General features: G+C 66.7%; 21 protein-coding genes. 13 read left to right on the top strand and 8 right to left on the bottom strand.

Annotated elements, in window-relative coordinates; translation table 11 throughout:
- Positions 1 to 281: 281 nt before the first annotated feature.
- Positions 282 to 1,985, top strand: a complete 1,704-nt coding sequence (locus AB839_RS16695; protein ID WP_061480221.1) for a proline--tRNA ligase — start codon at positions 282 to 284, stop codon at positions 1,983 to 1,985.
- Between the two features lie 221 nt (positions 1,986 to 2,206).
- Positions 2,207 to 2,590: an H-NS histone family protein gene (locus tag AB839_RS16690; RefSeq protein ID WP_005415203.1), complete on the top strand. Its 384-nt coding sequence runs from the start codon at positions 2,207 to 2,209 to the stop codon at positions 2,588 to 2,590.
- A 109-nt stretch (positions 2,591 to 2,699) separates the two neighbouring features.
- Here AB839_RS16690 and AB839_RS16685 read toward each other — a convergent pair whose 3' ends face one another.
- Entirely contained in the window at positions 2,700 to 3,959 is a 1,260-nt protein-coding gene (locus AB839_RS16685) for a threonine/serine exporter family protein (RefSeq protein ID WP_061480220.1), read from the bottom strand.
- A gap of 92 nt (positions 3,960 to 4,051) precedes the next feature.
- On the opposite strand from AB839_RS16685, the gene AB839_RS16680 reads away from it, so the two are divergent.
- From AB839_RS16680 to AB839_RS16665, 4 genes are read left to right on the top strand one after another with little or no spacing between them, the layout of a single operon-like run.
- Positions 4,052 to 5,173, top strand: coding sequence for an ABC transporter permease (locus tag AB839_RS16680; RefSeq protein ID WP_061480219.1), 1,122 nt, complete (start codon positions 4,052 to 4,054; stop codon positions 5,171 to 5,173).
- A gap of 1 nt (position 5,174) precedes the next feature.
- On the top strand, positions 5,175 to 6,002 hold the full coding sequence (locus AB839_RS16675; RefSeq protein ID WP_061480218.1) for an ABC transporter ATP-binding protein: 828 nt from the start codon (positions 5,175 to 5,177) through the stop codon (positions 6,000 to 6,002).
- A 3-nt stretch (positions 6,003 to 6,005) separates the two neighbouring features.
- Entirely contained in the window at positions 6,006 to 6,932 is a 927-nt protein-coding gene (locus AB839_RS16670) for an MlaD family protein (RefSeq protein ID WP_005415199.1), read from the top strand.
- Positions 6,929 to 7,570 carry an ABC-type transport auxiliary lipoprotein family protein gene (locus AB839_RS16665; protein WP_049440685.1) on the top strand — a complete coding sequence of 214 codons (642 nt, stop codon included), beginning with the start codon at positions 6,929 to 6,931 and terminating at the stop codon, positions 7,568 to 7,570. The genes AB839_RS16670 and AB839_RS16665 overlap by 4 nt, the downstream gene beginning before the upstream one ends.
- A 4-nt stretch (positions 7,571 to 7,574) precedes the next feature.
- Here the strand turns inward: AB839_RS16665 and AB839_RS16660 are convergent, their stop codons facing one another.
- Positions 7,575 to 8,162 (bottom strand): alpha-ketoglutarate-dependent dioxygenase AlkB, encoded by a 588-nt coding sequence (locus AB839_RS16660; protein ID WP_061480217.1) that lies wholly within the window; start codon positions 8,160 to 8,162, stop codon positions 7,575 to 7,577.
- 152 nt (positions 8,163 to 8,314) lie between these two features.
- On the opposite strand from AB839_RS16660, the gene AB839_RS16655 reads away from it, so the two are divergent.
- Complete coding sequence (locus AB839_RS16655) at positions 8,315 to 11,131, top strand: rhamnan synthesis F family protein (RefSeq protein ID WP_061480216.1); 2,817 nt, start codon at positions 8,315 to 8,317, stop codon at positions 11,129 to 11,131.
- On the opposite strand, the gene AB839_RS16650 is transcribed toward AB839_RS16655, so the two are convergent.
- Together AB839_RS16650 and AB839_RS16645 are read right to left on the bottom strand one after the other, a co-directional pair.
- Entirely contained in the window at positions 11,128 to 11,757 is a 630-nt protein-coding gene (locus AB839_RS16650; RefSeq protein WP_061480215.1) for a CoA transferase subunit B, read from the bottom strand. The two genes, AB839_RS16655 and AB839_RS16650, sit on opposite strands and share 4 nt — an antisense overlap.
- Position 11,758: 1 nt before the next feature.
- Positions 11,759 to 12,490, bottom strand: a complete 732-nt coding sequence (locus tag AB839_RS16645) for a CoA transferase subunit A (protein ID WP_049465322.1) — start codon at positions 12,488 to 12,490, stop codon at positions 11,759 to 11,761.
- Positions 12,491 to 12,649: 159 nt separating this feature from the next.
- On the opposite strand from AB839_RS16645, the gene AB839_RS16640 reads away from it, so the two are divergent.
- The 3 genes from AB839_RS16640 (at position 12,650) to AB839_RS16630 (ending at position 18,824) form a co-directional block, all read left to right on the top strand.
- Positions 12,650 to 15,964, top strand: coding sequence for a DEAD/DEAH box helicase (locus AB839_RS16640; RefSeq protein ID WP_061480214.1), 3,315 nt, complete (start codon positions 12,650 to 12,652; stop codon positions 15,962 to 15,964).
- A 98-nt stretch (positions 15,965 to 16,062) separates the two neighbouring features.
- Positions 16,063 to 17,409: a phosphomannomutase/phosphoglucomutase gene (locus tag AB839_RS16635; protein WP_061480213.1), complete on the top strand. Its 1,347-nt coding sequence runs from the start codon at positions 16,063 to 16,065 to the stop codon at positions 17,407 to 17,409.
- A gap of 11 nt (positions 17,410 to 17,420) precedes the next feature.
- A complete protein-coding gene (locus AB839_RS16630; RefSeq protein ID WP_061480212.1) occupies positions 17,421 to 18,824 on the top strand; it encodes a mannose-1-phosphate guanylyltransferase/mannose-6-phosphate isomerase in 1,404 nt (467 codons plus the stop codon).
- 75 nt (positions 18,825 to 18,899) lie between these two features.
- Here the strand turns inward: AB839_RS16630 and rfbD are convergent, their stop codons facing one another.
- The 4 genes from rfbD to rfbB are packed head-to-tail and all read right to left on the bottom strand — an operon-like array spanning position 18,900 to position 22,301.
- Positions 18,900 to 19,793, bottom strand: a complete 894-nt coding sequence (gene rfbD, locus AB839_RS16625) for a dTDP-4-dehydrorhamnose reductase (protein ID WP_061480211.1) — start codon at positions 19,791 to 19,793, stop codon at positions 18,900 to 18,902.
- Entirely contained in the window at positions 19,790 to 20,347 is a 558-nt protein-coding gene (rfbC, locus tag AB839_RS16620; RefSeq protein ID WP_061480210.1) for a dTDP-4-dehydrorhamnose 3,5-epimerase, read from the bottom strand. Before rfbC ends, rfbD begins: the two co-directional genes overlap by 4 nt.
- Entirely contained in the window at positions 20,344 to 21,231 is an 888-nt protein-coding gene (gene rfbA / locus AB839_RS16615) for a glucose-1-phosphate thymidylyltransferase RfbA (protein ID WP_061480209.1), read from the bottom strand. Before rfbA ends, rfbC begins: the two co-directional genes overlap by 4 nt.
- Positions 21,232 to 21,245: 14 nt before the next feature.
- Positions 21,246 to 22,301, bottom strand: coding sequence for a dTDP-glucose 4,6-dehydratase (gene rfbB / locus AB839_RS16610; protein ID WP_061480208.1), 1,056 nt, complete (start codon positions 22,299 to 22,301; stop codon positions 21,246 to 21,248).
- Between the two features lie 262 nt (positions 22,302 to 22,563).
- On the opposite strand from rfbB, the gene AB839_RS16605 reads away from it, so the two are divergent.
- Genes AB839_RS16605 through AB839_RS16595 form a run of 3 tightly spaced genes read left to right on the top strand, consistent with a single transcriptional unit; the run spans position 22,564 to position 25,216 of the window.
- Positions 22,564 to 23,310: an electron transfer flavoprotein subunit beta/FixA family protein gene (locus tag AB839_RS16605; RefSeq protein WP_014035896.1), complete on the top strand. Its 747-nt coding sequence runs from the start codon at positions 22,564 to 22,566 to the stop codon at positions 23,308 to 23,310.
- On the top strand, positions 23,310 to 24,248 hold the full coding sequence (locus AB839_RS16600) for an electron transfer flavoprotein subunit alpha/FixB family protein (RefSeq protein ID WP_061480207.1): 939 nt from the start codon (positions 23,310 to 23,312) through the stop codon (positions 24,246 to 24,248). Before AB839_RS16605 ends, AB839_RS16600 begins: the two co-directional genes overlap by 1 nt.
- Positions 24,248 to 25,216 (top strand): lysylphosphatidylglycerol synthase transmembrane domain-containing protein, encoded by a 969-nt coding sequence (locus AB839_RS16595; protein WP_061480206.1) that lies wholly within the window; start codon positions 24,248 to 24,250, stop codon positions 25,214 to 25,216. Before AB839_RS16600 ends, AB839_RS16595 begins: the two co-directional genes overlap by 1 nt.
- Positions 25,217 to 25,249: the final 33 nt, after the last annotated feature.

Raw genomic sequence — 25,249 nt, 5'->3', positions numbered from 1 at the left:
CCCCCATCGGCATGTCCAACAGATCGCGGGGTCTGTCAAAGGCGGGGTGGGTCCGGTTGCGGGGGCGTGAGCCGCATGGATGCGGCGACCGAGCCTACATGGACGTATTCACGGCGCCCCCCGCAACCGGACCCACCCCGCCATCTCCCAGGAAACCCGTTCTTGCTGTTGCCGTTGCAGTTGACGTTGCTTCAGACGGGTGCAGGGCGCAGCCCTGCCGATACCCCTCCCCCCGGCCGGGCTGGCAGAATAGGCGTCTCTGCCGTTATCCGAAGCCGACGATGCGCCTCTCCCAGTTCCACCTGCACACCACCAAGGAAACCCCCAGCGACGCCGAGCTGACCAGCCACCGGCTGATGCTGCGCGCGGGCATGATCCGCAAGCTGGCATCGGGCCTGTACACCTGGTCGCCGCTGGGCCTGCGCGTGCTGCGCAAGGTCGAGCGCATCGTTCGCGAGGAAATGGACCGGGCCGGCGCGGTGGAATTCCAGATCCCGACCATCCAGCCGAAGGAACTGTGGGAGCAGACCGGCCGCTGGCAGAAGTTCGGCCCGCAGCTGCTGAAGATCAAGGACCGCAAGGACCAGGTGTTCTGCTACAGCCCGACCGCCGAAGAAGCCGCCTGCGACTTCGCGCGCAGCGAGCTGTCCAGCTACAAGCAGCTGCCGGTGAACTTCTACCAGATTCAGACCAAGTTCCGCGACGAGATCCGCCCGCGCTTCGGCGTGATGCGCGCGCGCGAGTTCCTGATGAAGGACGCCTATTCGTTCCACCTGCACGATGAGTGCCTGGTGCGCGAGTACGAGAACATGAAGTCGGCCTACAGCCGCATCTTCACCCGCCTCGGCCTGGACTTCCGCATGGTGCAGGCGGACTCCGGCGCGATCGGTGGCGATGCTTCGCAGGAGTTCCACGTGATCGCCGATTCCGGCGAAGACGCCCTGGTGTTCTCCACCGGTTCGGACTACGCGGCCAACATGGAGGCGGCGATCGCTGCCGATCCGGCACCGCGTGCGGCCGCCTCCGAAACAATGCGCAAGGTGGATACCCCCACCCAGAAGACCTGCGAGGACGTCGCGGCCCTGCTCGGCATCGACCTGCAGCGCACGGTGAAGTCGGTGGCACTGATCGCCGGCGAAGGCGAGGCACAGCAGTTCGTGCTGGTGCTGGTGCGTGGCGACCATGAGGTCAACGAGATCAAGCTGGCCAAGGTGGCCGGGCTGGACGAGCAGCGCTTCGCCAGCGAGGCGGAAATCGCCGAGTACCTGGGCAGCGTGCCAGGCTTCCTCGGCCCGGTCGCGCCGGCCAAGGCCATCCGCGTGGTCGCCGATCGCGAAGTGGCGGCAATGGCCGACTTCGTCGTCGGCGCCAACGAGGCCGGTTTCCACCTGGCCGGCGTCAACTGGGGCCGCGACCTGCCGGAACCGGAAGTGGCCGACATCCGCAACGTGCGTGCCGGTGATCGTGCTGTGGACGGCGGTGAACTGAAGATCGCCCGTGGCATCGAAGTCGGCCACGTGTTCCAGCTCGGCCGCAAGTACGCCGAAGCGCTGGATGCCACCGTGCTGGATGAAAACGGCAAGGCGGCAGTGATGGCGATGGGCTGCTACGGCATCGGTATCTCGCGCGTGGTGGCTGCCGCGATCGAACAGAACCATGACGATGCCGGCATCATCTGGCCGGACGCGATGGCGCCGTGGCAGGTCGTGGTGTGCGTGATCAACCCGAAGGGCGATGCCGCCGTGGCCGACGCTGCAGCCAATCTGCTGCAGGAGCTGCGCGACGCCGGCCTGGACGCCGCGCTCGACGATCGCGGCCTGCGCCCGGGCGCGATGTTCGCCGACATGGAACTGATCGGCATCCCGCACCGCGTGGTGGTCAGCGAACGCGGCCTGGCCGCCGGCACCTACGAGTACCGCGCGCGCCGCGCCAGCGAGGCGGAGAGCCTGGACAAGGCCACCCTGCTGCAGCGACTGCAGGGCTGACGTGGAAAGACCGGGGCCTGCCCCGGTCTTTTTTTTCTGCCTGCGGCCTTCCCCAATATTGCAGCGGACATAATCCGGTCAAAATCGCAGCCACGGTGCTGGTATGCCGCCACGGCATGTCCTGCCTGCATTTGTGCTGTGATTAATTCATCTCTATTCTGTCCGCCGACGCCATGGACTGGCTTGTCCCGTCCACACATTAGTTTCCGGAGTAACCGTAAATGAGCATTGACCTGACCGGCCTGTCAGCACGCGAGCTGGGCGCCCTGATCCGTACCGCCAAGAAGCAGCAGACCATCGTCGCCAAGCGCCGGCCGATCACCAAGGTGCGCGCCCAGCTGACCAAGCTGGCCAAGACCGAGGGCTACACCATCGAGGAACTGTTCGGCGACGCCCCGGCCCCGCGCGCGCGCAAGGTGGCCAAGGTCGCCAAGGCACCGTCGAAGACCGCCGGCCGCAAGCTGGGCAAGGTTGCCCCGAAGTACCGCAACCCGGCCAACCCCAAGGAAACCTGGACCGGCCGTGGCAAGCAGCCGCGCTGGATGGCTGAACTGACCGCCAAGGGCAACAAGAAGCCGGAAGATTTCCTGATCAAGAAGGCCTGAGGCCGGATCGGGGAGCAATGAAAAACGCCGGCGAAAGCCGGCGTTTCCTGTTTGTAGAGCCGAGCCCACGCTCGGCTATCCATATGCAAAGCCGAGCATGGGCTCGGCTCTACAGGGTCTTGCGCGCCGGCATCAGCAGGTTGCCGAACAGCAGGCCCGCCACCAGCGCCATCACCACGTTCAGAACGGTGAGGAACACGCTCTGGCCGGCGCCCACGTCCTGCTGCTGGACCAGGGTCAGCACGCCACGCAGGCTGGTGCTGCCGGGCACCATCATGATGATGCCCGGCAGGCGGATGATCGCGCCCGGACGCCCGACCAGGCGACCGAACAGGTTGCCACCGGCGGTCAGCAGCATTGCCGACAGGAAGATACCGGCCGGTGCGCCCCAGGCGTGGCCGCCGAACTTGGAGATCGCATAACCGGCCACCGAGGCGGCAATCACCCACGGATAATCGCGGCGATTGGCCTTGAACAGCATCGCGAAGGCAAACGCGGCGGTCAGCAGCGAGCCCCATTCCACCCACGGCCCCTGCGGCCGCGCGGCCCGGATCACCGGATCCAGGCCGAGCACATCGGCCAGGGTCACCGCGATCATCGCGCCGACGCTGAGCTTCATGATGGTGGTCAGCGCGCCGGCAAAGCGCGCGGTACCCGATACCCAGTGCTGGCTGGCCAGCTCATTGACCGCATTGGTCAGCGACATGCCGGGCAGCAGCACCACCAGCGAGGCGATGATCACCGTATTGAGGTTGAGCGCACCAATGAACGACGCGACCAGGGTGGCGACCATGCCGGCCAGCAGCGCGGCCAGTGCCTCGGCGGCTTCGCGGGTGGCCGGGCGGCGATCGGTGACCATGCCGAGCAGGCCGATCATCAGGCCGATGACACCGGCAGTGGCGATGTCCAGCCACGGCAGCTTCCACATGCCGGCCACGCCCGCCGCGCCGAGGGTGAACGACAGGATGGTGCGCAGCTTGCCGCGCCGGCCCGGATCCTTGTCCAGTTGGCGCAGCGCCGTGTGGCCCTGGGCGATGCTCATCCGCCCGTTGGACACTTCTTCGGCTATGCGGTCGGCAACGCTGAGCTTGTGCAGGTCGTTCTCACCCGGTGCCAGGCGGATCACGCGGGTGATGTCGCTGGAGCCGATCGCCTGGGCCGGGTCGCTGAAGCTGAGGATGATACCGGTGGGATTCGACCACGGTTCACAATCCAGATCGAGCTGGCGGGCCAGGGCAACCACCGCCGTCTCCAGGCGCTGGGCCGTGGTGCCATAGCTGTGCAGGCGTCCGGCGATCTCGGAAACGAAGGCCACGCGCTGTGCGTAGGTGGCCTGGGGCGTGGGGATCGTGTGAGCATCTGCGGACATGCGCCGTAGTATTACCTACGCTGGGGCCCGCCGGAGAAATTCATCCAAGTTCGACGCGAAGCCCGATACAGAACGGTTATGCTGCGACCCGAATGGCCCACGTCACCCCGAACCACGCCCCCCAGCTCGAACAGGATGCCCACGACCCGGGCCTGATCCGCCTGTCCGGCACCTGGACCTTGAAGACCGCGCTGGCCGCGGCCGAAGTCCTGCGCGGCGTTCCCGACGCGCTGACCGGCATCGATGCCACCGGCATCGAGCAGCTCGATTCGGCCGGCGTGCTGCAGGTACTGCGCGTGGCCCATCGTGCCGACCTCCACGAAGACGCACTGCAGTTCCGCGCGGACCACCAGGCGCTCGTATGCACCATCGAGGAAGTGGCCGATGACCGGCCCAAGCCCAAGCGCGACTTCGGTGTGCTGGCCGCGCTGGAACGGCTGGGCGTCAGCGTCCACACCACCGGCCACAATATCAAGGCGCTGTGCAGCTTCCTTGGCGAGAACCTGGTCAAGGCGGCCCGGCTGGTCAAGGAACCGCGCCGCTTCCGGCTGACCGCCACCGTGCATCAGATGGAGCAGGTCGGGCTGGATGCGGTGCCGCTGGTGGCGCTGTTGTCCTACCTGGTGGGTGCGGTGATCGCGTTCCTCGGCTCGACCATCCTGCGCGACTTCGGCGCCGAGATCTACGTGGTCGAGCTGGTCAACATCGCCTTCCTGCGCGAGTTCGCGGTGCTGCTGACCGCGATCGTGCTGGCCGGCCGTACCGCCAGCGCCTTCACCGCGCAGATCGGTGCGATGAAGGCACGCGAGGAGATCGATGCGATGCGTACGCTGGGCCTGGACCCGGTCGACCTGCTGGTGCTGCCACGCTTGCTGGCGCTGCTGGTCACCCTGCCCTTGCTGACCTTCATCGCGATGGTCGCCGGCCTGGCCGGCGGCATCACCGTCGGCGCGTTCGATCTCGACATCCCGCCGCAGATGTACATCGCGCGCATGCACGAGACGATGGAAGTGCGGCATCTGCTGGTGGGCCTGTCGAAGGCGCCGGTATTCGCCCTGGTGATCGGCCTGATCGGCTGCCTGGAAGGGCTGAAGGTGGAAGGCACCGCCCAGTCGGTGGGCGAACGCACCACCTCCAGCGTGGTGCAGACCATCTCGCTGGTGATCATCATCGACGCCTTCGCGGCGTTGTGGTTCATGCACATGGACTGGTGACATGAGCACATCCGCCCTCCCCGAATCCATCGACATGCGCGACGACCAGGGCCACGAACTGGCCATCCGCGTGCGTGGCCTGGTCAACCGCTTCGGCAGCCAGACCGTGCACGAAGACCTGGATCTGGACGTACGCCGTGGCGAGATCCTGGGCGTGGTCGGCGGCTCCGGCACCGGCAAGTCGGTGCTGATGCGCTCGATCCTCGGCCTGCGTGTGCCGGATGCTGGGCAGATCGAAGTCCTCGGCCGCGATGCGCGTGCCGACGACGCCGAGAGCCGCCTGCACATCGAACGCAATACCGGTGTGCTGTTTCAGGACGGTGCCCTGTTCTCGTCGCTGACCGTGGGTGAGAACGTCCAGGTGCCGTTGAAGGAACACCACCGCGAACTGCCCGAGCGCTGGCACTACGAACTGGCGCTGCTGAAAGTGAAACTGGCCGGCCTGCCCGCCGACGCGATCAACAAGCTGCCCTCGCAGCTGTCCGGCGGCATGCGCAAGCGCGCAGGCCTGGCCCGGGCGCTGGCGCTGGATCCGCCGTTGCTGTTCCTGGACGAACCCACCGCCGGCCTCGACCCGATCGGCGCGGCCGCGTTCGACCGCCTGATCAAGACGCTGCAGGAAGCGCTGGGGCTGACCGTGTTCCTGATCACCCACGACCTGGACACCCTGTACGCCATCTGCGACCGCGTGGCCGTGCTGGCCGACCGCAGGGTCGTTGCCAATGCGCCGCTGCCGGACATCGAGAAACTGGATCATCCGTGGATCCAGGAATACTTCCACGGACCCCGCGCGCGCGCCGCGCGTGGCGAACAGATCGAGAGTGCCTGAGCCATGGAAACCAAAGCCAACTACGTGCTGATCGGCGCGTTCACCCTGATCACCGGCCTGGCCCTGCTGGCCTTCGGCCTGTGGGCGGCCAAGTACTCCTCCGACCGCACCTGGCAGGAGTACCGCGTGGTCTTCCGCGAAGCGGTGACCGGCCTGTCGGTGGGCAGCCCGGTGCAGTACAACGGCATCGCGGTGGGCTCGATCACCGAACTGAACCTGGTGCCGGACGACCCGCGCCAGGTGGTCGCGCGCATCCGCCTGAACTCCAACACGCCGGTCAAGACCGATACCCGCGCCAAGCTGGCGATCACCAGCCTGACCGGCCCGTCGATCATCCAGCTCAGCGGCGGCACGCCGCAGTCGCCGGCGCTGACCACGGTCAACAAGGATCCGGCACCGATCATCCCGACCACGCCCTCGGCGCTGCAGAACATCACCGATGTTGCCAACCGCATCGTCGAGCGCATGGACCAGATCCTCAGCGACCGCAACGTAGCCTCGATCAATGCCACGCTGGCCAACCTGGAGACGATCAGCGGAGGCCTGGCCGACCGTGACCAGGGCACGCAGGCGCTGCTGCTCAGCGCGCGCGATGCCGCCCGCAGCCTGGACACCACGCTGAAGACCACCAACGGCACCATCGAGCGCCTGGACAGGAACCTGGTGCAGCAGCTGCCCGGCATCATCGACAAGCTCGACACGACCCTGGCCAAGCTCGATTCGGCCGCCGGCAACGCCGATTCGATCCTTGGCGAGAACCGCGCCGCGATCAACAGCTTTGCCAACGATGGCCTTGGCCAGCTGGGTCCGACGCTGACCGAACTGCGCGGTCTGATCCGCGACCTGCGCCGGGTCAGCGACCGCCTCGAGAACAACCCCGCGCGCTACCTGCTGGGCCGCGACGCACCGAAGGAGTTCGAACCCAAATGAGCCCGACCACCCTTCCGCGCCTGCTGCTGGCCGCTTCGATGGTCACCCTGCTGGGTGGCTGCTCCATCCTCGGCAGCAGCGAGAAAACCGCGGTGACGCTGTACTCGCCGTCCGTGCAGGTCAAGGCGGACCCGGCGTGGCCGCAGGCCAGCTGGCAGCTGGTGCTGGCAAAGCCCAGCGCCGCGCGCATGGTCGACAGCCCGCGCATCAACGTGCGGCCGACGCCCTCGCAGCTGGAGATCTACAAGGGGGCCAGCTGGGCGCAGCCGGCCACCGACATGATCGAGGACACCCTGTTGCGCGGCTTCGAGGATTCCGGCCGCATCCGCGGCGTGGCCCGCAGCACCGCCGGCATCCGTGCCGACTACAAGCTGTCCACCGACGTGCGCCGCTTCGAATCGGATTACCAGGGACAAGCCACGCCGACGGTAGTGATCGAGGTCAACGCCAAGCTGATCCACGTCGCCGACCAGCGCGTGGTGGCCGACCGCACCTTCCGCCAGGCGCAGCCGGTCGGCAGCACCGATGTGCCGGCGGTGACCGCGGCGTTCGAGCGCGGCCTGCAGCAGCTGGCGCAGGATGTGGTGGGCTGGACACTGGTGAGCGGGCAGGCCGACCAACCTAACGTCGCGCGCTGATCGATCAGCGCGGCGCAATCCAGCGGAACGTCAGGTTGATCCGTTCACCCTGCACCCGTGCCATCTTCGGAAGCGCGTGCTGGCAGAACCTCTGCGTCTGCCCCGCCATTACCAGCAGATCGCCATGGCCGAGCAGGAATTCAGCCTTGCGCGCCGGATCGTCGCGTCGGCGCAGCAGGAAACGGCGCGCCGCACCCAGGCTCAGCGACGCGATCACCGGGGCCGGCCCCAGCTCCGGCTCGTCATCGCTGTGCCAGCCCATGTAATCGCCGCCACCGCGATAACGGTTCAGCAGCACGCTGTTGAAGCGACCGTGGCCTTCGGCCTGCAGGCGCTCACGCACGGCCTGCAACACAGGCGGCCAGGGGCGCGGCACGAACTCGGCACCGGAATAGCGATAGCGGGCCTGCGGGTCGCCGATCCAGCAGCTCAGCCGCGGCGAATCCACCCAGTTGCCGAGCAAACGGATGCGGTGGACCTCCCACGGTACGTCGGCCAGCAGCGCTCCCAAGAGCCGGTCGGCGTCGGCAGCGGCCAGCCAGCCCGGCAGGTGCTGGACGTCGGCGTCGGGCAGGTCGTGGGGGAACAGCATGCAGCCGCCGGACTGGAAGGGGACAGAGGGGAGCATGCCTGATTTGCCCCGTTCAGGCGCACGCGGGAGAATGGCCCAATGCCCCTGCCACACCAATCCATGCTCCTGATGCCCCGCTGTACACTTCTGCGCCGCCGCTACGGGAGCCTGCCATGAATCCGGCACGCTACCTCGAAGCCGCACGGCGATCGGTACAACGCCATGGCGGCGGCATGGCAGGGCTGGGATTGGTGCTGTTGCGGGCTCTGAAAGTCATTCGCGCAATGGGCGTGCGCGGCTTCATCGCGCGCCTGCGCTCGGCCGGCGCAGTCCGCACCCGTGCCTGCGAGCCTTTCGATGCGCCTCCCCTGCCAGCACCAGTGCCCCTGGAGCAGCTGCAGCTGCGTACAGGCGTGATGGCCCACTTGTTCTACCCCGACCTGATCGACGAGTTTGCCGCCACACTCGGGCGCATGCCGCTGCGCTTCACCCTGCTGGTCTCGGTCATGGATGACAGGGCCTCGGTCAGCGCACGCGAAGCATTCGGCCGCCTCCACAACGTGGAGGATCTGGTCATCCGCCAGGTTGATAACCGTGGCCGCGACATTGCACCACTCGTGGTGACCTTCCGGGAGGAAATCCTCGCACTCGACCTTGTGTGCCACATTCACACCAAGAAGTCGCTCTACACCGGCAGTGAGCAGGAGCAGTGGCGTCGCTACCTGCTGGACAGCCTGCTCGGTTCGCCTGAGCGCATCGCCTGGCTCCTGGGCATTTTCCAGGCCGACCGGAGGTTGGGCCTAGTCTATCCGGAAAGTTACCGGGGTGTACCGCTGTGGGCACACACATGGTTGAGCAATGGGGTCGCCTGCGAAGCCCTTGCACAGCAGCTGGGGATCTCCCTGGATGCGCAGCGCTACATTGATTTTCCCGCTGGCTCGATGTTCTGGGCGCGGGTGGATGCATTGCGACCGCTATACGAGCTGAACCTTCCACTGAGCGCGTTCCCGCCCGAGCGGGGACAGGTGGATGGCACCCTGCAGCACGCCGTTGAACGACTATTCGGCGTCATCACCCGCCACCAGGGATTCCGCCTCGGCATCCTGCCGCCCGATGGCACCCTGGCATTGGCTGCCGAAGGCGAGCGCAACGTCGGCGAGGCACTGCAGACCCCCTTGGCCGACCGCGTGACGCTGGCGTCACTCGAAGCGCGCCTGGTTACGGTCGATATCTTCGATACGCTGGTCACCCGCGCCTTCCTGACACCGTCCGCCGCGCGCGACCATCTGGCCTGGCGACTCCAGCGGCAGTGGGGCATCAGCGATTTCGCCCGGCATCGCGCCGATGCGGAAAGCAGCCTGCGAGAGCGCCTGCAGCGCGATCCCACCCTGACAGAAATCCATACCGAGCTGGCTGCGCGCCTGTCGCTGCCGGGCGTGGACGCGGACATGCTGGCCGATGCCGAGCGGGCGCATGAGCGTGCCGTGCTCAGCCCGCGGCAAGGCGTGCTGGCAGCGCTTGCGCACCCCCAGCTGACGCCACTCACCGCGTTCTCCGACATGTACCTGTCCGGCGATGACATGCGCCAGGTTCTGCCCGACGAGGTGCAGCAGCGTATCTCGCGCTGGTGGATTTCGTGCGAGACCGGCCTGCGCAAGGACGCCACGGGCAGCTGGAAGCAGCTGGCACAGCGGGAGGGCCGTGATGACGGTCGCTGGCTGCATATCGGCGACAACGAACACGCCGACGTCCAGATGCCACAACTGGCCGGGCTGCTCACGCCCGTGCACGTCCTGCGCCCGTCAGCACTGCTGGACGTGGTGCCCGGCCTGCGCCCGCTTCGCCACCCATCGGGCGCGCAGGCACCGTGGCCGGAGCAGCTCTGGCGCGGCCTGCTGGCCAATGGCTTCGCCACCCTCGCCGACACCTCACCACAACGCCTGCTCGGCCGTCCCCAGCTTGATGGGCGCATGCTCGGCCATGCCGTACTCGGACCACTCGTGCTGGATTTCCTGCTGTATGCCGTCAGCGTCGCCCACGATCATGACGTTGACCACCTGTTGTTCCTGAGCCGCGAGGGCTATCTGCTGGAGCAGGCATTCACCCGTCTACAACGCGCACATCCGGCCGCAGCCACGTTGAAGGGCAGCTATTTCCTGGCTTCGCGCCGGGGCACGCTGCTGCCTGCATTGTTCACCACTGCCGATCTGCCACTCATCGTGCAGGGCACGTTCAACGGGCCGCTGCGTGGCCTGCTGCAGGCCCGCCTGGGTGATGAGGCCGCGACCCGGATCGCAACGCTGCAGCCTGGCCTGATGGAGCGCGACGTGTTCCTGCCGGAGATGGCAGGCGACGTGCTGCACTGGCTGGAACCAGCAGCCGATGCGCTGCTGGAGCTGGCTGACCAGCAACGGCAGAGCTACCGCGCCTACTGCGCACGAATGATGGGCACCTCTACACCGATGGTGGTGGATGTCGGCTACGCCGGCAGCATCCAGCGCAATCTGGCACGCCTGCTCGACAGACCCCTGGGGGGGGTCTACATGGCGCTTCGCGCCGGCGCCAGTGCGCTGGCAGACCATGGCTGGGCCGAAGCGCGGTATTTCGATGGCCGTAGCGGCAGCAGCGAGGACGACTCAATCATTCTTGCCAATGATCTGCTGCTGGAATCACTGCTGGCGGCGCCGCAGGGACAGTTCAACGGCTTCGCGGGAAGTGCCGACGAGCCTGCTTTCGGACCGATGGAACTGACTGCACAGGCCGTATCCACACTCGCTGACGTCCATGCCGGGGCCTTGGCCTTCATCGACGAGGCCTGCATCGCGATCGGCCAGGACATCGCCGAGTTGAACCTGGACGCCGAAGGCGTCCAGGTGCCACTGCATTGCCTGGGAAGTGGCCGCTGGAATGCCGATCAGGCGCTTGCCCAGCTGGCCACCGAGGACGCATTCACCGGCCGAGGCACGGTCAGCGCAGCAACGCCGGGTTAACGGCGGAACGCAACGCCGGTCTTTTCCTCCAGTTCCTCATCGCCCACGCCCGGTGCGGCTTCCACGAGCAGCAGGCCATCGTCAGTCACGTCGAACACCGCCAGATCCGTGATGATGCGGTCGACCACGCCCACGCCAGTCAACGGCAGCGTGCATTCGGCCAGGATCTTGTGCTCACCGTTCTTGGCGGTGTGCTCCATCAGCACCACCACGCGCTGCACGCCGGCCACCAGGTCCATGGCGCCGCCCATGCCCTTGACCATCTTGCCGGGCACCATCCAGTTGGCCAGGTCGCCCTTGTCGGTCACCTGCATGGCACCGAGGATGGCCAGATTGACGTGTCCACCGCGGATCATCGCGAAGCTGTCGTGGCTGCCGAAGTAGCTGGCGCCCGCACGTGCAGTGACCGTCTGCTTGCCGGCATTGATCAGGTCGGCGTCGACTTCAGCGTCGGTTGGGAACGGGCCGATGCCGAGCAGGCCGTTTTCCGACTGCAGCCATACATCCACGCCTTCGGGAATGTGGTTGGCGACCAGGGTCGGCAGGCCGATGCCCAGGTTCACATAGGCGCCATCGGTCAGTTCCTGGGCGGCACGGGCCGCCATTTCATCGCGGGTCCACGCCATGTCAGTTGCCCTCCGCGCGGATGGTGCGCTGTTCGATTCGCTTCTCAGGATGCGCGTTGTGCACGATGCGGTGCACGTAGATGCCCGGCAGGTGCACCTGATCCGGGTCGATGGCGCCGACCGGCACGACCTCTTCAACCTCCACGATGCAGACCTTGCCGGCCATCGCGCAGGCAGGGTTGAAGTTGCGTGCGGTCTTGCGGAACACCAGGTTGCCGGCCTCGTCGGCCTTCCAGGCCTTGACCAGCGCCACGTCGGCGCGCAGCGCGGTCTCCATCACGTAGTGCTTGCCGTCGAACTCGCGGGTTTCCTTGCCCTCGGCCACCACCGTGCCGTAGCCGGTGGCGGTGAAGAACGCCGGAATACCCGCGCCACCGGCACGCAGGCGCTCGGCCAGCGTGCCCTGCGGGTTGAACTCCAGTTCCAGCTCGCCGGCCAGGAACTGCCGCTCGAATTCCTTGTTCTCGCCCACGTAGGACGAAATCATCTTCTTGATCTGCCGCGTTTCCAGCAGCTGGCCCAGCCCGAAGCCATCGACGCCGGCATTGTTGGAGATCACGGTCAGGCCCTTGACGCCACTGTCGCGCAGCGCAGCGATCAGCGCCTCGGGAATGCCGCACAGGCCAAAGCCGCCCACGGCCAGGGTCTGCCCATCGGCGACCACCCCCTGCAGGGCCTCCGCCGCACTGGCGAAGCGCTTGCCGCGCTTTCCGCCGGAAGTCGATTGCTGCATTGCTGTACTACCCTGCACGTTGAGGATGACAGCATTCTAGCTGGAGGGCGGCGAAGGGCCTGGATGCGCCGCAGCATTGACGGAGCACCGGGCGGGCATTGGGTAGAATGGGCGATTCCCCCAGAAGGGTGCTTCAGCGCCTGCGCCCCTCCATTTACGATGACGCTGACCTTCACCGATGAAGACCTGTTCCGCTGGATCGACGAATGGACACTGCAGAAGAGCGAGCAGTGCCTGGGGGGCGTGCGCAACCGGCAACTTCGCGAGGGCCTGCTGACGGCCGAGGTGCAGGGTTCGGCCAGGCATCCCTACCACGTGGAGATCGATCTGGCCGCCAGTATGCGCACCGCGCGCAGCCGCCTGCAGAGTGCCTGCTCCTGCCCCGTCGGCCGCGCCTGCAAGCATGTGGCGGCGGTGCTGGTCTCCCACATGCTGCAACCGGTGGCCACGGACGACGAGGGCCCCCTGACCGAACAGGATCTGGCGCAACCGCCGCGTGCTGAGCTGCTGGCGGAGCTTTCGCGTTGGCAGAGCGCCCGTATCCAGCCGCCTCGGCCACGCCGGAACGGTGTCATCTTCGAACTGTCCACCTACAACCATCGCCCCGCCGTGCTGGTCCGGCGCGTCAAGTACGGTGCCGATGGTGCGATCAGCCCGGGCAAGTGGATGGATATCACCGCAGACCTGCTGCTGGAGCCTCCCGCATACCTCACCCCGACTGATCTGGCGGTGATGATCCAGCTACGCACCCAGCGGCAGCCCGCGACGAAAGACGAATGGATCGACTTCGCGGCCACCCTGCAGCTGATCGTCTCCAGCGGCCATGGCTGGGTCTCATGTGGTACGCAGGACGTGCCGGCCCGGTCGGGCGCTCCACGCCGCGGCGAACTGGGCTGGGCCGTTGACATGGCGCAGGGCGCGACGCTGCTGGAACCCACGTTGAGCGTGGAGGGCGGCGCCAGAGGCGTGGTCCTGGGCCGGAGTGCGTGCTATCTGGACCCGGTCACCGGCGAGGTCGGTCCACTGCAGCTGGATGTCAGGCCCGAAGACGCCGACGCGTTCCTGAGCCTGCCCAGTTTGTTACCCAATGAAGCGTCGGTGGTCGCACAGATGCTGCAGCAGATCGACCCTGCGCTGCCGCGCCCCGGTGCAAGCGACACGCTGCCCACCCTGCAGATCACTTCGATGATTCCTGTGCTGCGCCTGCATACGATCGAGTTCCGGCCGGCATGGCTTGGCCGTGGCGACGCTTCGCAATGGGCCGATATCGCGACCGTGGCCTTCGAATACGACGAGCACATCCGGTTCCTGGACGATCCGAGCCTGTTCGCACACGATCCGGAGGGCCAGCTTGCCCTGCTGCCCCGCGACCTGGCTGAGGAATCACGGCGTGAGGCCGAGCTGCGCACGGTGGGACTGCATCGCGACACGGCTCCGCGGGCGCCATTGGAGGGCGCAGGACCTCAGTTCCAGCTGCGCACCCATGACTGGACACGGTTTCTGCTGGACGACGTGCCGCGCCTGGAAGCCTTGGGCTGGAAGGTGGAGACGGACGACGATTTCCGCCATCGCATCACCCGGGTGGATGTGATCGACCTGGACATCCAGGCGGACCCGGCGGATGCGGGCTGGTTCAACCTGGGCCTGGACATTCCGGTGGAAGGCCGCAACGTGTCGATGGTTCCGCTGCTGCAGCAGGTGCTGCAGTCCGATCCCCGCTGGATGCGTGGCCAGCTGGACGCCATCGGCGACGATGAGAACATCCTGTTGACGACGGGCGACAACACGTGTCTGGCACTGCGGGCCGCACGACTGAAGCCGATCGTGGCCCTGTTGGCGGACCTGTTCGCCCAGCGCGGCGCGCCGCTGCGCCTGTCTGCGCTTGACCGTGGCCGCCTGCAGGCGCTGCAGGACACGGCGCGCCTGCAGTTCCGGGGGCGCAAGGACACCCAGGCGCTGGTGCAGCGGCTGATGCAGGCACCCGCATTGGGTGAAGTGCCGCCGCCGGCAGGGCTGGTGGCAACGCTGCGTCCCTATCAGCGCGAAGGCCTGTCGTGGCTGCAGTACCTGCGCCAGCAGGGCCTGGGCGGCGTGTTGGCCGATGACATGGGGCTGGGCAAGACCGTACAGACGCTGGCGCATGTGCTGGTCGAGAAGGAAGCCGGCCGCCTGGACCGTCCAGCGCTGCTGGTGGTGCCCACTTCGCTGCTGCACAACTGGCAGAGCGAAGCGGCACGCTTCACCCCGGGCCTGCGCGTGCTGACCCTGCATGGGCCGGCACGTGAAACGCTGTTCGAGGCGATTCCCGGGCACGACCTTGTACTCACCACCTACCCTCTGCTGTGGCGCGACGAGCAGGCGCTGCAGGCACATGCCTACCATCTGCTGATTCTGGATGAAGCCCAGCAGGTGAAGAATCCGAAATCACGTGCGGCCATCACCCTGCGCACGCTGCAGGCGCGCCACCGGCTGTGCCTGACCGGCACGCCGCTGGAAAACCACCTGGGCGAACTGTGGACGCAGTTCGACTTCCTGCTGCCCGGCCTGCTCGGCAGCGAGAAACAGTTCAACCAGCATTGGCGCCATCCGATCGAACGTGGCAGCGACCATCGCCGCGCCACCTTGCTGGCGCAACGGCTGCGTCCGTTCATCCTGCGCCGGCGCAAGGACCAGGTGGCGTCAGAGCTTCCGCCCAAGACCGTCATTACCCGCGCGGTGGAAATGGAGGGCGGCCAGCGTGATCTCTATGAAACCGTGCGTGCGGCAATGGAAAAGCAGGTCCGCGAGGCCATCAGCGGCAGCGGGCTGGCGCGCAGCCATATCGTGGTGCTGGATGCGTTGCTGAAGCTGCGCCAGGTCTGCTGCGATCCGCGCCTTCTGCCAGGCGACGCTCCGGCCCGCAATGCCGGTTCGGCCAAGCTGGAGCTGCTGCGCGACATGTTGCCGTCGATGGTCGAGGAAGGCCGGCGCATCCTGCTGTTCTCGCAGTTCACCGGCATGCTCACGCTGATCGCGCAGGCGTTGGATGATCTGGGCCTGGTCTATGTGACCCTGACCGGCGACACCCAGGACAGGGCCACGCCGGTGCAGCGCTTCATGCAAGGCGAGGTGCCGGTGTTCCTGATCAGCCTGAAGGCAGGTGGCGTCGGGTTGAATCTGACCGCCGCCGATACCGTCATCCACTTCGATCCGTGGTGGAACCCGGCGGCCGAAAACCAGGCCAGCGATCGCGCCCATCGCATCGGCCAGCAGCAGCCGGTATTCGTTTACCGGCTGATCGCCGCAGGCAGCATCGAAGAACGGATTGCCGAGCTGCAGGAGCGCAAGGCCACGCTGGCCGACTCCATTCTCGAAGGCGGCGGCGCTACAGGGCCGCGCTTCAGCGAAGAAGACGTGCAGGCGCTGCTGGCGCCGTTGCCGGGGCTGCCCGGCAAGCGTTTGCGTAAAGCGGGCAAGCGGTCGACGCGAACCTGACCCTCGGACGCCAGTCACGTGGCGTTGCGCCATGGAAACGATTCCCATACAGGACTGGGACTACAATCGTGGGCTGAGCTCCCCAAGGATCCCGATCGATGCCCCTGCCCGCCTTCAAGGCCTATGACATCCGCGGCCGCGTGCCGGAAGAACTGAACGAAGACCTGGCCCGCCGCATCGGCGTCGCCCTGGCCGCGCAGCTCGCTCCCGGTCCAGTGGTCCTCGGCCACGACGTGCGCCTGACCAGCCCCGCGCTGCAGGACGCATTGGCCGCAGGCCTGCGCGGTACCGGGCGCGAGGTGATCGACATCGGCCTGTGCGGCACGGAAGAAGTCTATTTCCAGACCGACCATCTGGGCGCGGCCGGTGGCGTGATGGTCACCGCCAGCCACAACCCGATGGACTACAACGGCATGAAGCTGGTCAAGGAGAACGCACGGCCGATCAGCTCCGATACTGGCCTGTTCGCGATTTCCGATGCGGTTGCCGCCGATACGTCCGCGGCGCAAGCGCCGCGTGCCGGGCAGAGCGCCCGGCACGACAAGAGCGCGTATATCCAGCATCTGCTGAGCTATGTCGATGCTGGCAAGCTGCGACCGCTGAAGCTGGTGGTCAACGCCGGCAACGGCGGCGCCGGTGCCATCGTCGACCTGCTGGCACCACACCTGCCGTTCGAGTTCATCCGCATCTGTCACGAGCCGGACGGCAGTTTCCCCAACGGCATTCCCAACCCGCTGCTACCGGAGAACCGCGCCGCCACCGCCGACGCGGTGCGCGAACACGGCGCGGATTTCGGCATTGCCTGGGATGGTGACTTCGACCGTTGCTTCTTCTTCGATCACACCGGCCGCTTCATCGAGGGCTACTACCTGGTGGGCCTGCTGGCCAAGGCGATCCTGGCGCGTAACCCGGGCGGCAAGGTCGTGCATGACCCGCGCCTGGTCTGGAACACCGTGGACATGGTCGAGCAGGCCGGCGGTGTACCGGTGCAGTGCAAGAGCGGCCACGCTTTCATCAAGGAAAAGATGCGCGCCGAAGACGCGGTGTACGGCGGCGAGATGAGCGCCCACCACTATTTTCGCGAGTTCGCCTATGCAGACTCCGGCATGATCCCGTGGTTGCTGATCGCCCAGCTGGTTTCCGAAAGCGGGCGCTCGCTGGCCGATTGGGTCGAAGACCGCATGGCGGCCTACCCCTGCAGCGGCGAGATCAACTTCAAGGTCACCGATGCAAAGGCCGCTGTCGCGCGCGTGATGGAGCACTTCGCGGCGCAGTCGCCCACCCTGGACCACACCGATGGCATCAGTGCCGACTTCGGCGACTGGCGCTTCAACCTGCGCAGCTCCAACACCGAGCCGCTGCTGCGCCTGAATGTTGAAGCACGCGGCGATGCAGCGCTGATGCAGGCGCGCACCGACGACATCTCCCGCCTGATCCAGCAGTAACCGAGGAACGCATGAGCAGCATCCAGCCCGTCATCCTGTCCGGTGGATCCGGTACCCGCCTGTGGCCGCTGTCGCGCGAGGCGTACCCGAAGCAGTTCCTGCCGCTGGCGGGTGAACTGACGATGCTGCAGGCCACCTGGAAGCGCGTGGCGCCGATCGCCGCGCGCGGGCCGCTGGTGATCGCCAACGAAGAGCACCGTTTCGTCGCCGCCGAGCAGCTGCAGCAGGTTGGCGCCGAGCCGGCCGCGATCATCCTCGAGCCGATCGGCCGCAACACGGCCCCGGCGATCGCCGTGGCCGCGCTGGAAGCCACCCGCGACGGTGCCGACGCCCTGCTGCTGGTGCTGCCGTCCGACCACGTGATCAGCAACGAGACCGCATTTCGCAGCGCCGTGCAGGCGGCGGCCGGCGCTGCCGAGGCCGGCAAGCTGGTCACCTTCGGCATCGTGCCGACCGGACCGGAAACCGGCTACGGCTACATCAAGGCCGCCGATGGCCAGGGCCTGCGTGCGGTCGAGCGCTTCGTCGAGAAGCCCGACCTGGATACCGCGACCGGCTATGTCAGCAGCGGCCAGTATTACTGGAACAGTGGCATGTTCCTGTTCAAGGCCTCGCGCTACCTGCAGGAGCTGGAACGCTTCCAGCCCGCGATGCTGGCTGGTAGCCGCCAGGCCTGGCAGCAGGCGCGCCGCGATGCCGACTTCACCCGCCTGGACAAGGATGCCTTCACTGCCGTTCCGTCCGATTCGATCGACTATGCAGTGATGGAGAAGACTGCCGATGCGGTGGTGATTCCACTGGATGCCGGCTGGAACGATGTGGGTTCGTGGACCGCGCTGCGCGATGTCTCGCAGCAGGACGGCGATGGCAATGCGCACCAGGGCGACGTGATCGCCATCGACTGCCGCAATACCTATGCCTACGGCCAGCGCCTGGTGGCCATGGTCGGCCTCGATGACGTGATCGTGGTCGAGACCGACGATGCGGTGCTGGTGGGCAAGGCCGACCGCATGCAGGAGGTCAAGACCGTGGTGGCACAGCTGAAGGCCGAAGGCCGCAGCGAGGCCACCTGGCATCGCAAGGTCTATCGCCCGTGGGGCGCCTACGATTCGATCGACAACGGCGAGCGCTTCCAGGTCAAGCGGATCACGGTCAAGCCCGGTGGCACCCTGAGCCTGCAGATGCACCACCATCGCGCCGAGCACTGGATCGTGGTCAGCGGCACCGCCGAAGTGACCCGTGGCGATGAAGTGATCCTGCTCAGCGAGAACCAGAGCACCTACATTCCGTTGGGCGTGACCCATCGCCTGCGCAACCCGGGCAAGCTGCCGCTGGAACTGATCGAAGTGCAGTCAGGCAGCTACCTGGGCGAGGATGACATCGTACGGTTCGAGGACACCTACGGGCGCAGCTGACCCGGCGCCCGCTGGAGGCGGCCGACCGTTGGTCGGGGTGGGTGCCGACCGTTGGTCGGCACGCCGCCTGCCGGGTCAGGCAATCTCCGCCATCACCCGCTTCAGGCCATCCTGCCAACTCGGCAGCACGATGCCGAAATCCTGCTGCAGCTTGCGGTTGTCCAGCACCGACCAGGCCGGACGCTTTGCCGGGGTCGGATACTCGGAGCTGGGAATCGCCTCGACCGTCGGCACCTTGGCCAACACGCCGGTGGCCAACGCTTCGGCGAAGATCGCCTCGGCAAACCCATGCCAGCTGGTCTGGCCGCTGGCGGTCAGGTGCCAGGTACCCGACAACTGCCCCGGATGCTGCAGCGCCTGCAAGGTGACATCAGCGATCAGCGCGGCCGGCGTCGGCGTGCCGACCTGGTCGGCCACCACCCGCAACGCATCGCGCTCGGCGCCCACGCGCAGCATGGTGCGCAGGAAATTCGCGCCATGCGAGGCATACACCCATGCCGTGCGGAAGATCAGGTGGCGCCCGCCTGCGGCACGCACCGCGTCCTCGCCGTCGCGCTTGCTGGTGCCATACACGCCCAGCGGTGCGGTCGGCTCGTCCTCGCGGTAGGGCGCGCTGCCCTGGCCATCGAACACGTAGTCGGTCGAATAGTGCACGAACGGCACGCCGCGGGCCGCGCACCAGCGCGCGATCACGCCCGGTGCCTGCGCGTTGGCGGCAAACGCAGCTTCCACATCCTGCTCGGCACGATCAACGGCGGTATAGGCCGCAGCATTCACCACCACCGACGGCTGAAGACGGTCCAGCAGGGCCGGAAGGCTTTCAGGTTGGCCGAAATCGGCGGTTTCGCAGGTGCTGCCATCCGGCAGAGTGCCGCTGCGGGTGGTCGCGACCACCTTGCCCAGCGGCGCCAGCGCGCGCAGCAGCTCCTGGCCGACCTGGCCGTTGCCACCGAAGACCAGAACGGTCATGGCACGTAGACCGGCAGGCGGTCTTCGGCGATGTCCTTCAGGAACGGCGCGTTCTCGTCCTTGGCCGACAACGTCGGTGCACTGACTGGCCAGTCCACGGCGATATCCGCATCGTTCCAGCGCACGCCGGCATCGAAGTCCTTCAGGTAGACCTCGGTGCACAGATAGCTGAACACCGCGCGCTCGGACAGGACGGCGAAACCGTGGGCGAAGCCTTCCGGAATCCAGAACTGCTTCTTGTTCTCCGCGCTCAGCACCACCGCTTCCCACTGGCCGAAGGTCGGCGAGCCGCGACGGATGTCGACGGCCACGTCATAGACCTCGCCTTCCAGCACGCTGACCAGCTTGCCCTGCGGGCGCGGCCACTGGTAATGCAGGCCACGCAGCACGCCCTTGGCCGAGGTGGAAACATTGCTCTGCACGAAGCGATCCGGCAGGCCCAGCGCGGCAAAGCGCTCGGCGTTCCAGGTCTCGAAGAAATAGCCGCGCGCATCGCCGAACACGGCCGGCTCGATCACCACGCAGCCAGGCAACTTGGTTTCAATCACTTTCACGGAACAACTCCACGCAATGCGAGCTTGTGCAGGTACTGGCCGTAGCCATTCTTGATCAGCGGCGCCGCCAGGGCTTCCAGCTGTTCGGCGTTGATCCAGCCCTGGCCGAAGGCGATTTCCTCCGGGCAGCAGACCTGCAGGCCCTGGCGGGTCTGGATGGTCTCGATGAAGTTGGAGGCCTCCAGCAGCGACTGGTGCGTGCCGGTATCGAGCCAGGCGTAGCCACGGCCGAGCGCCTCCAGGTGCAGGTGGCCCTCGCGCAGGTAGCGCTGGTTCAGATCGGTGATCTCCAGCTCGCCACGCGGCGACGGCTTGAGCTCGGCCGCATAGTCGCTGGCATTGCCATCGTAGAAGTACAGGCCGGTGACCGCGTAGTTCGAACGCGGATTCTCCGGCTTCTCGACCAGGTCGATGACCTTGCCGTCCTTGTCGAACTCGGCCACGCCGTAACGTTCCGGGTCGTTGACCCAATAACCGAATACAGTCGCGCCCTGCTCTCGCTGGTCGGCGTTGCGCAGCACCTCGCGCAGGCCGTGGCCGTGGAAGATGTTGTCGCCCAGCACCAGGCAGCTCGGCTTGCCGGCCACGAAGTCGCGGCCGATCAGGTAGGCCTGGGCCAGGCCATCGGGGCTGGGCTGCACGGCGTACTGGATGTCCATGCCCCACTGCGAGCCGTCGCCCAGCAGCTGCTGGAACAGCGCCTGTTCGTGCGGGGTGTTGATGATCAGCACCTCGCGGATGCCCGCCAGCATCAGCACGCTGAGCGGGTAATAGATCATCGGCTTGTCATACACCGGCAGCAGCTGCTTGCTGACGCCCTTGGTGATCGGATACAGCCGGGTGCCGGAGCCGCCGGCGAGGATGATGCCCTTGCGCTGGGTCATGTCGTCTCCTGGGTTCAGGCCGCGGTGCCGATGCGCTGCAGGCGGTAGCTGCCGTCCAGCACGCCGTTGACCCATTCCTGGTTGTCCAGGTACCAGTCGACGGTGAAGGTGATGCCCTGCTCGAAGGTGTAGGCCGGTTCCCAGCCCAGGTCGTTCTTCAGCTTGGAGGCATCGATCGCATAGCGGCGGTCATGGCCGGGGCGGTCGCTGACGTAGGTGATCTGGCTGCTGCGCGGCTGGCCATCCGCGCGCGGGCGGCGTTGGTCCAGCAGGGCGCAGATGGCCTGCACCACTTCGATGTTCTGCTTTTCCGAATTGCCGCCGACGTTGTAGGTCTCGCCGACCTGGCCCTTGGCCAGCACGGTGCGGATCGCTTCGCAGTGATCGGACACGAACAGCCAGTCGCGCACCTGCTTGCCATCGCCGTACACCGGCAGCGGCTCGCCGGCCAGCGCCTTGGCGATCACCAGCGGGATCAGCTTTTCGGGGAAGTGGTACGGGCCGTAGTTGTTGGAGCAGTTGGTGGTCAGCACCGGCAACCCGTAGGTGTGGTGGAACGCACGCACCAGATGGTCCGACGCCGCCTTGGACGCCGAGTACGGCGAATTCGGCGCATACGGGGTGGTTTCGCTGAACTTGCCGGTCTCACCCAGGGTGCCGTACACCTCGTCGGTGGACACGTGCAGGAAGCGGAACGCCGCGCCCTGCTCGGCCGGCAGCGCCTTCCAGTAGTCACGGACCGCCTCCAGCAGGCCCAGGGTGCCCACCACGTTGGTCTGGATGAAGGCGCCAGGACCGTCGATGGAGCGATCCACGTGGCTCTCGGCAGCAAAGTTGAGCACGGCGTCCGGCCGGTGCTCGGCCAGCAGGCGGGTGACCAGCGCCTGATCGCCGATGTCGCCCTGCACGAACACGTGATTCGGGTTGCCGTCCAGGCTGGACAGGGTCTTCAGGTTGCCGGCATAGGTCAGGGCGTCGAGGTTGATGACCTTGACGCCGCGTGTGACGGCCTCGAGAACGAAGTTACCGCCAATGAATCCGGCACCGCCGGTGACAAGCCATGTGGGCACTACCTGTTCTCCTGATCGAAATTCATCCAAAGGGCGCCATGAAGCACCCAGCACAGCAGCACAGGATACATGTGGTTCGTCTTCACGACTGCCTGCGTGACGTGAACGACGCACTGGATTCACGCGAACCATGCCGCACCGCAGCATAACCATACGCATTCGCATGGTTCCCTCAAGCCAGCTAGAATCGGGATCCCACCCCCGAACCGGTTGCTGTGCGAGGACCGGACGTTCTCCCCGTTATTGAAGGACCCCGTACCAGATGAAAATCCTCGTCGCGTACAAGCGCGTGGTGGACTACAACGTCCGCATTCAGGTCAAGCCGGACGGTTCCGGCGTGGTCACCGACGGCGTCAAGCTGTCCCCCAACCCCTTCGATGAAATCGCGCTGGAAGAAGCCCTGCGCCTGCGCGACAAGGGCATCGCCAGCGAAGTCGTGGTCGCCACCATTGCTCCGGCCGACGCCCAGGCGCACCTGCGCAACGGCCTGGCCATGGGTGCCAACCGTGCCGTCCATGTGGTCACCGACCAGGCCATCCAGCCGCTGACCGCCGCACGCACCCTGCTCAAGCTGATCGAGAAGGAACAGCCGGACCTGGTGATCCTGGGCAAGCAGGCCATCGACGACGACGCCAACCAGACCGGCCAGATGCTGGCCACGCTGTGGGGCCGTCCGCAGGCGACCTTCGCCAGCAAGCTGGACATTGCCGACGGCAAGGCCACGGTGACCCGCGAAGTCGACGCCGGCCTGGAAACGCTGGAAGTGGACCTGCCGGCGGTGGTCACCACCGACCTGCGCCTGAACGAGCCGCGCTTCATCAAGCTGCCGGACATCATGAAGGCCAAGGCCAAGCCGCTGGAGACCCTGCAGCTGGCCGACCTCGGCGTTGAAGCCGCCGATACCTTCAAGACCACCCAATACGCTGCACCGTCCAAGCGCAGCAAGGGTGTGATGGTCAAGGACGCGGCCGAACTGGTGGCCGCACTCAAGCAGAAGGGGCTGCTGTAATGAGCAAGATTCTCGTCATCGCCGAACACCAGGACGGCAAGCTCAACGCCGCCACCGCCAAGACCGTCAGCGCTGCTGCCGCCATCAGCGGTGCCAGCATCGACGTGCTGGTGCTGGCCGCCGACCCGGCCGCCGTTGCTGCCGAGGCCGCGAAGATCACCGGCGTCGCCAAGGTCCTGACCGTGGCCAACGCTGCCAACGCGCAGCCCATCGCGCAGGTGCTGGCGCCGCAGATCGCGCAGCTGGCCAAGGGCTACACCCACGTGTTCGGCCCATCGACCACCTTCGGCAAGGACCTGATGCCGTGCGTGGCCGCGTTGCTTGGCGTCAACCAGGTCTCCGACCTGATGACCGTTGAAGGCAGCCATACCTTCAAGCGCCCGATCTACGCCGGCAACGCGATCATCACCGTGGAAGTTCCGGCCGACCAGATCGTGGTCGCCACCGTGCGTGCCGCCTCGTGGCCGGAAGCCGCCCAGCGCGGCAGCGCCGCCATCGAAGCGGCCAGCGTCGATGCTGCCCTGCCGACCCACACCCGCTTCGTCGGCCTCGCCGCTGGTGCCAGCGACCGCCCGGACCTGCAGAGCGCCAAGCGCGTGGTCTCCGGTGGCCGCGGCGTCGGTTCGGAAGAGAACTTCAAGGTCATCTTCCAGCTGGCCGACAAGCTCGGTGCCGCCGTTGGTGCCTCGCGCGCCGCAGTCGATGCCGGCTACGTGCCCAGCGACCTGCAGGTGGGCCAGACCGGCAAGATCATCGCCCCGGAGCTGTATGTGGCGGTGGGCATCAGCGGTGCGATCCAGCACCTGACCGGCATCAAGGACGCCGGTACGATCGTCGCGATCAACAAGGATCCGGATTCGCCGATCTTTGAGATTGCCGATATTGGGTTGGTGGGGGATCTGTTTGCGATCCTGCCGGAACTGGAAGCTGCGCTGTAATGTCTGACTGCTCGTCCCCGGCGCCGGTGAAGCCGGCTCGCCGGAGACGCGCAGGCCTGTGGGTCGCCGCCACGGCGGCGGCCTACCTGGCGGTCCTCTGGTACATCGACCGCGACCGCAACATCCTTTCGCAGCTGGCCGCGCAGGCCAGCACGCTGCTGCTGTGCAGCGCCCTGGTGCTGGCCAGCTATGTGTTCCGCTACCAGCGCTGGCGCGCGGTGCTCGCCGCACAAGGGCTGCACCCACACAGCTGGGGCCGGGGCGCACTGGCCTACCTGGCCGGCTTTGCCTTCACCGCCTCGCCCGGCAAGGCCGGCGAACTGCTGCGCATCCGCTATTTCGACTGGCAGGGCGTTCCGGCCAGTGCCACCCTGGCCAGCTTCATCTTCGAACGTGCGCTGGACCTGCTGGTGATCACCGCGCTGGCGATCGGTGCGGCCCACCTGATTCCGGCCTTCGGCGCGCTGGCGGCGATCATTCTGGGCGTGCTGCTGGTGCTGGCCCTGCTGGGCTGCTGGCCGCCGCTGGCGCGCACCGCGCATCGCATCATCGAGCACCTGCCGGGTTCGCCGGTGCGGCGGCTGGGCCACTTCCTGGTCAGCGGCGCAGGCGCCCTTGGCCCGCTGTTGCACGTACGCCTGCTGTTGCCCGCCAGCCTGCAGGGCGCTGCCGCATGGTTGTTGACCGCCACTGCTTTCGCCCTGCTCTGCCAGGCGCTGGGCATTGCCCTGCCGTGGCCGTTGGCGCTGGGCATCTACCCGCTGGCCATGCTGGTCGGTGCCCTGTCCTTTGTTCCCGGCGGCGTGGGCACCACCGAGGCGGCGATCGTGGTCATGCTCGGTGCCAGCGGCGTTGCGGTCGATACCGCGCTGACCGTGGCCATCGGCATCCGGCTGGTCAGCCTGTGGCTGGCGGTGGCTGTGGGAATGCTTGCAATGGCGTTTCTGGAGCTGAAAGCCAGGCCATGACGTTCGGAAGGTGGATGGCTGCGCGTCACAGCC

The organism is Stenotrophomonas sp. DDT-1, from assembly GCF_001580555.1.
In the GTDB taxonomy this organism is placed as follows: Bacteria; Pseudomonadota; Gammaproteobacteria; order Xanthomonadales; family Xanthomonadaceae; genus Stenotrophomonas; species Stenotrophomonas sepilia.
The sequence above is the reverse complement of the archived record's forward strand: the minus strand, read 5'-3'. Positions and strand labels throughout refer to the sequence as shown.

Bases quoted from the DNA above. Each gene is read 5' to 3' on its own strand.
- AB839_RS16635 (WP_061480213.1), top strand. From the start codon at position 16,063: ATGCCCCTGCCCGCCTTCAAGGCCTATGACATCCGCGGCCGCGTGCCG.
- AB839_RS16650 (WP_061480215.1), bottom strand. From the start codon at position 11,757: ATGGCGTGGACCCGCGATGAAATGGCGGCCCGTGCCGCCCAGGAACTG.
- AB839_RS16655 (WP_061480216.1), top strand. From the start codon at position 8,315: ATGAATCCGGCACGCTACCTCGAAGCCGCACGGCGATCGGTACAACGC.
- AB839_RS16680 (WP_061480219.1), top strand. From the start codon at position 4,052: ATGGCCCACGTCACCCCGAACCACGCCCCCCAGCTCGAACAGGATGCC.
- AB839_RS16660 (WP_061480217.1), bottom strand. From the start codon at position 8,162: ATGCTGTTCCCCCACGACCTGCCCGACGCCGACGTCCAGCACCTGCCG.
- AB839_RS16675 (WP_061480218.1), top strand. From the start codon at position 5,175: ATGAGCACATCCGCCCTCCCCGAATCCATCGACATGCGCGACGACCAG.
- rfbA (WP_061480209.1), bottom strand. From the start codon at position 21,231: ATGACCCAGCGCAAGGGCATCATCCTCGCCGGCGGCTCCGGCACCCGG.
- AB839_RS16685 (WP_061480220.1), bottom strand. From the start codon at position 3,959: ATGTCCGCAGATGCTCACACGATCCCCACGCCCCAGGCCACCTACGCA.
- AB839_RS16595 (WP_061480206.1), top strand. From the start codon at position 24,248: ATGTCTGACTGCTCGTCCCCGGCGCCGGTGAAGCCGGCTCGCCGGAGA.
- AB839_RS16605 (WP_014035896.1), top strand. From the start codon at position 22,564: ATGAAAATCCTCGTCGCGTACAAGCGCGTGGTGGACTACAACGTCCGC.
- AB839_RS16640 (WP_061480214.1), top strand. From the start codon at position 12,650: ATGACGCTGACCTTCACCGATGAAGACCTGTTCCGCTGGATCGACGAA.
- AB839_RS16695 (WP_061480221.1), top strand. From the start codon at position 282: ATGCGCCTCTCCCAGTTCCACCTGCACACCACCAAGGAAACCCCCAGC.
- AB839_RS16600 (WP_061480207.1), top strand. From the start codon at position 23,310: ATGAGCAAGATTCTCGTCATCGCCGAACACCAGGACGGCAAGCTCAAC.
- AB839_RS16630 (WP_061480212.1), top strand. From the start codon at position 17,421: ATGAGCAGCATCCAGCCCGTCATCCTGTCCGGTGGATCCGGTACCCGC.
- rfbD (WP_061480211.1), bottom strand. From the start codon at position 19,793: ATGACCGTTCTGGTCTTCGGTGGCAACGGCCAGGTCGGCCAGGAGCTG.
- AB839_RS16645 (WP_049465322.1), bottom strand. From the start codon at position 12,490: ATGCAGCAATCGACTTCCGGCGGAAAGCGCGGCAAGCGCTTCGCCAGT.
- AB839_RS16690 (WP_005415203.1), top strand. From the start codon at position 2,207: ATGAGCATTGACCTGACCGGCCTGTCAGCACGCGAGCTGGGCGCCCTG.
- AB839_RS16665 (WP_049440685.1), top strand. From the start codon at position 6,929: ATGAGCCCGACCACCCTTCCGCGCCTGCTGCTGGCCGCTTCGATGGTC.
- AB839_RS16670 (WP_005415199.1), top strand. From the start codon at position 6,006: ATGGAAACCAAAGCCAACTACGTGCTGATCGGCGCGTTCACCCTGATC.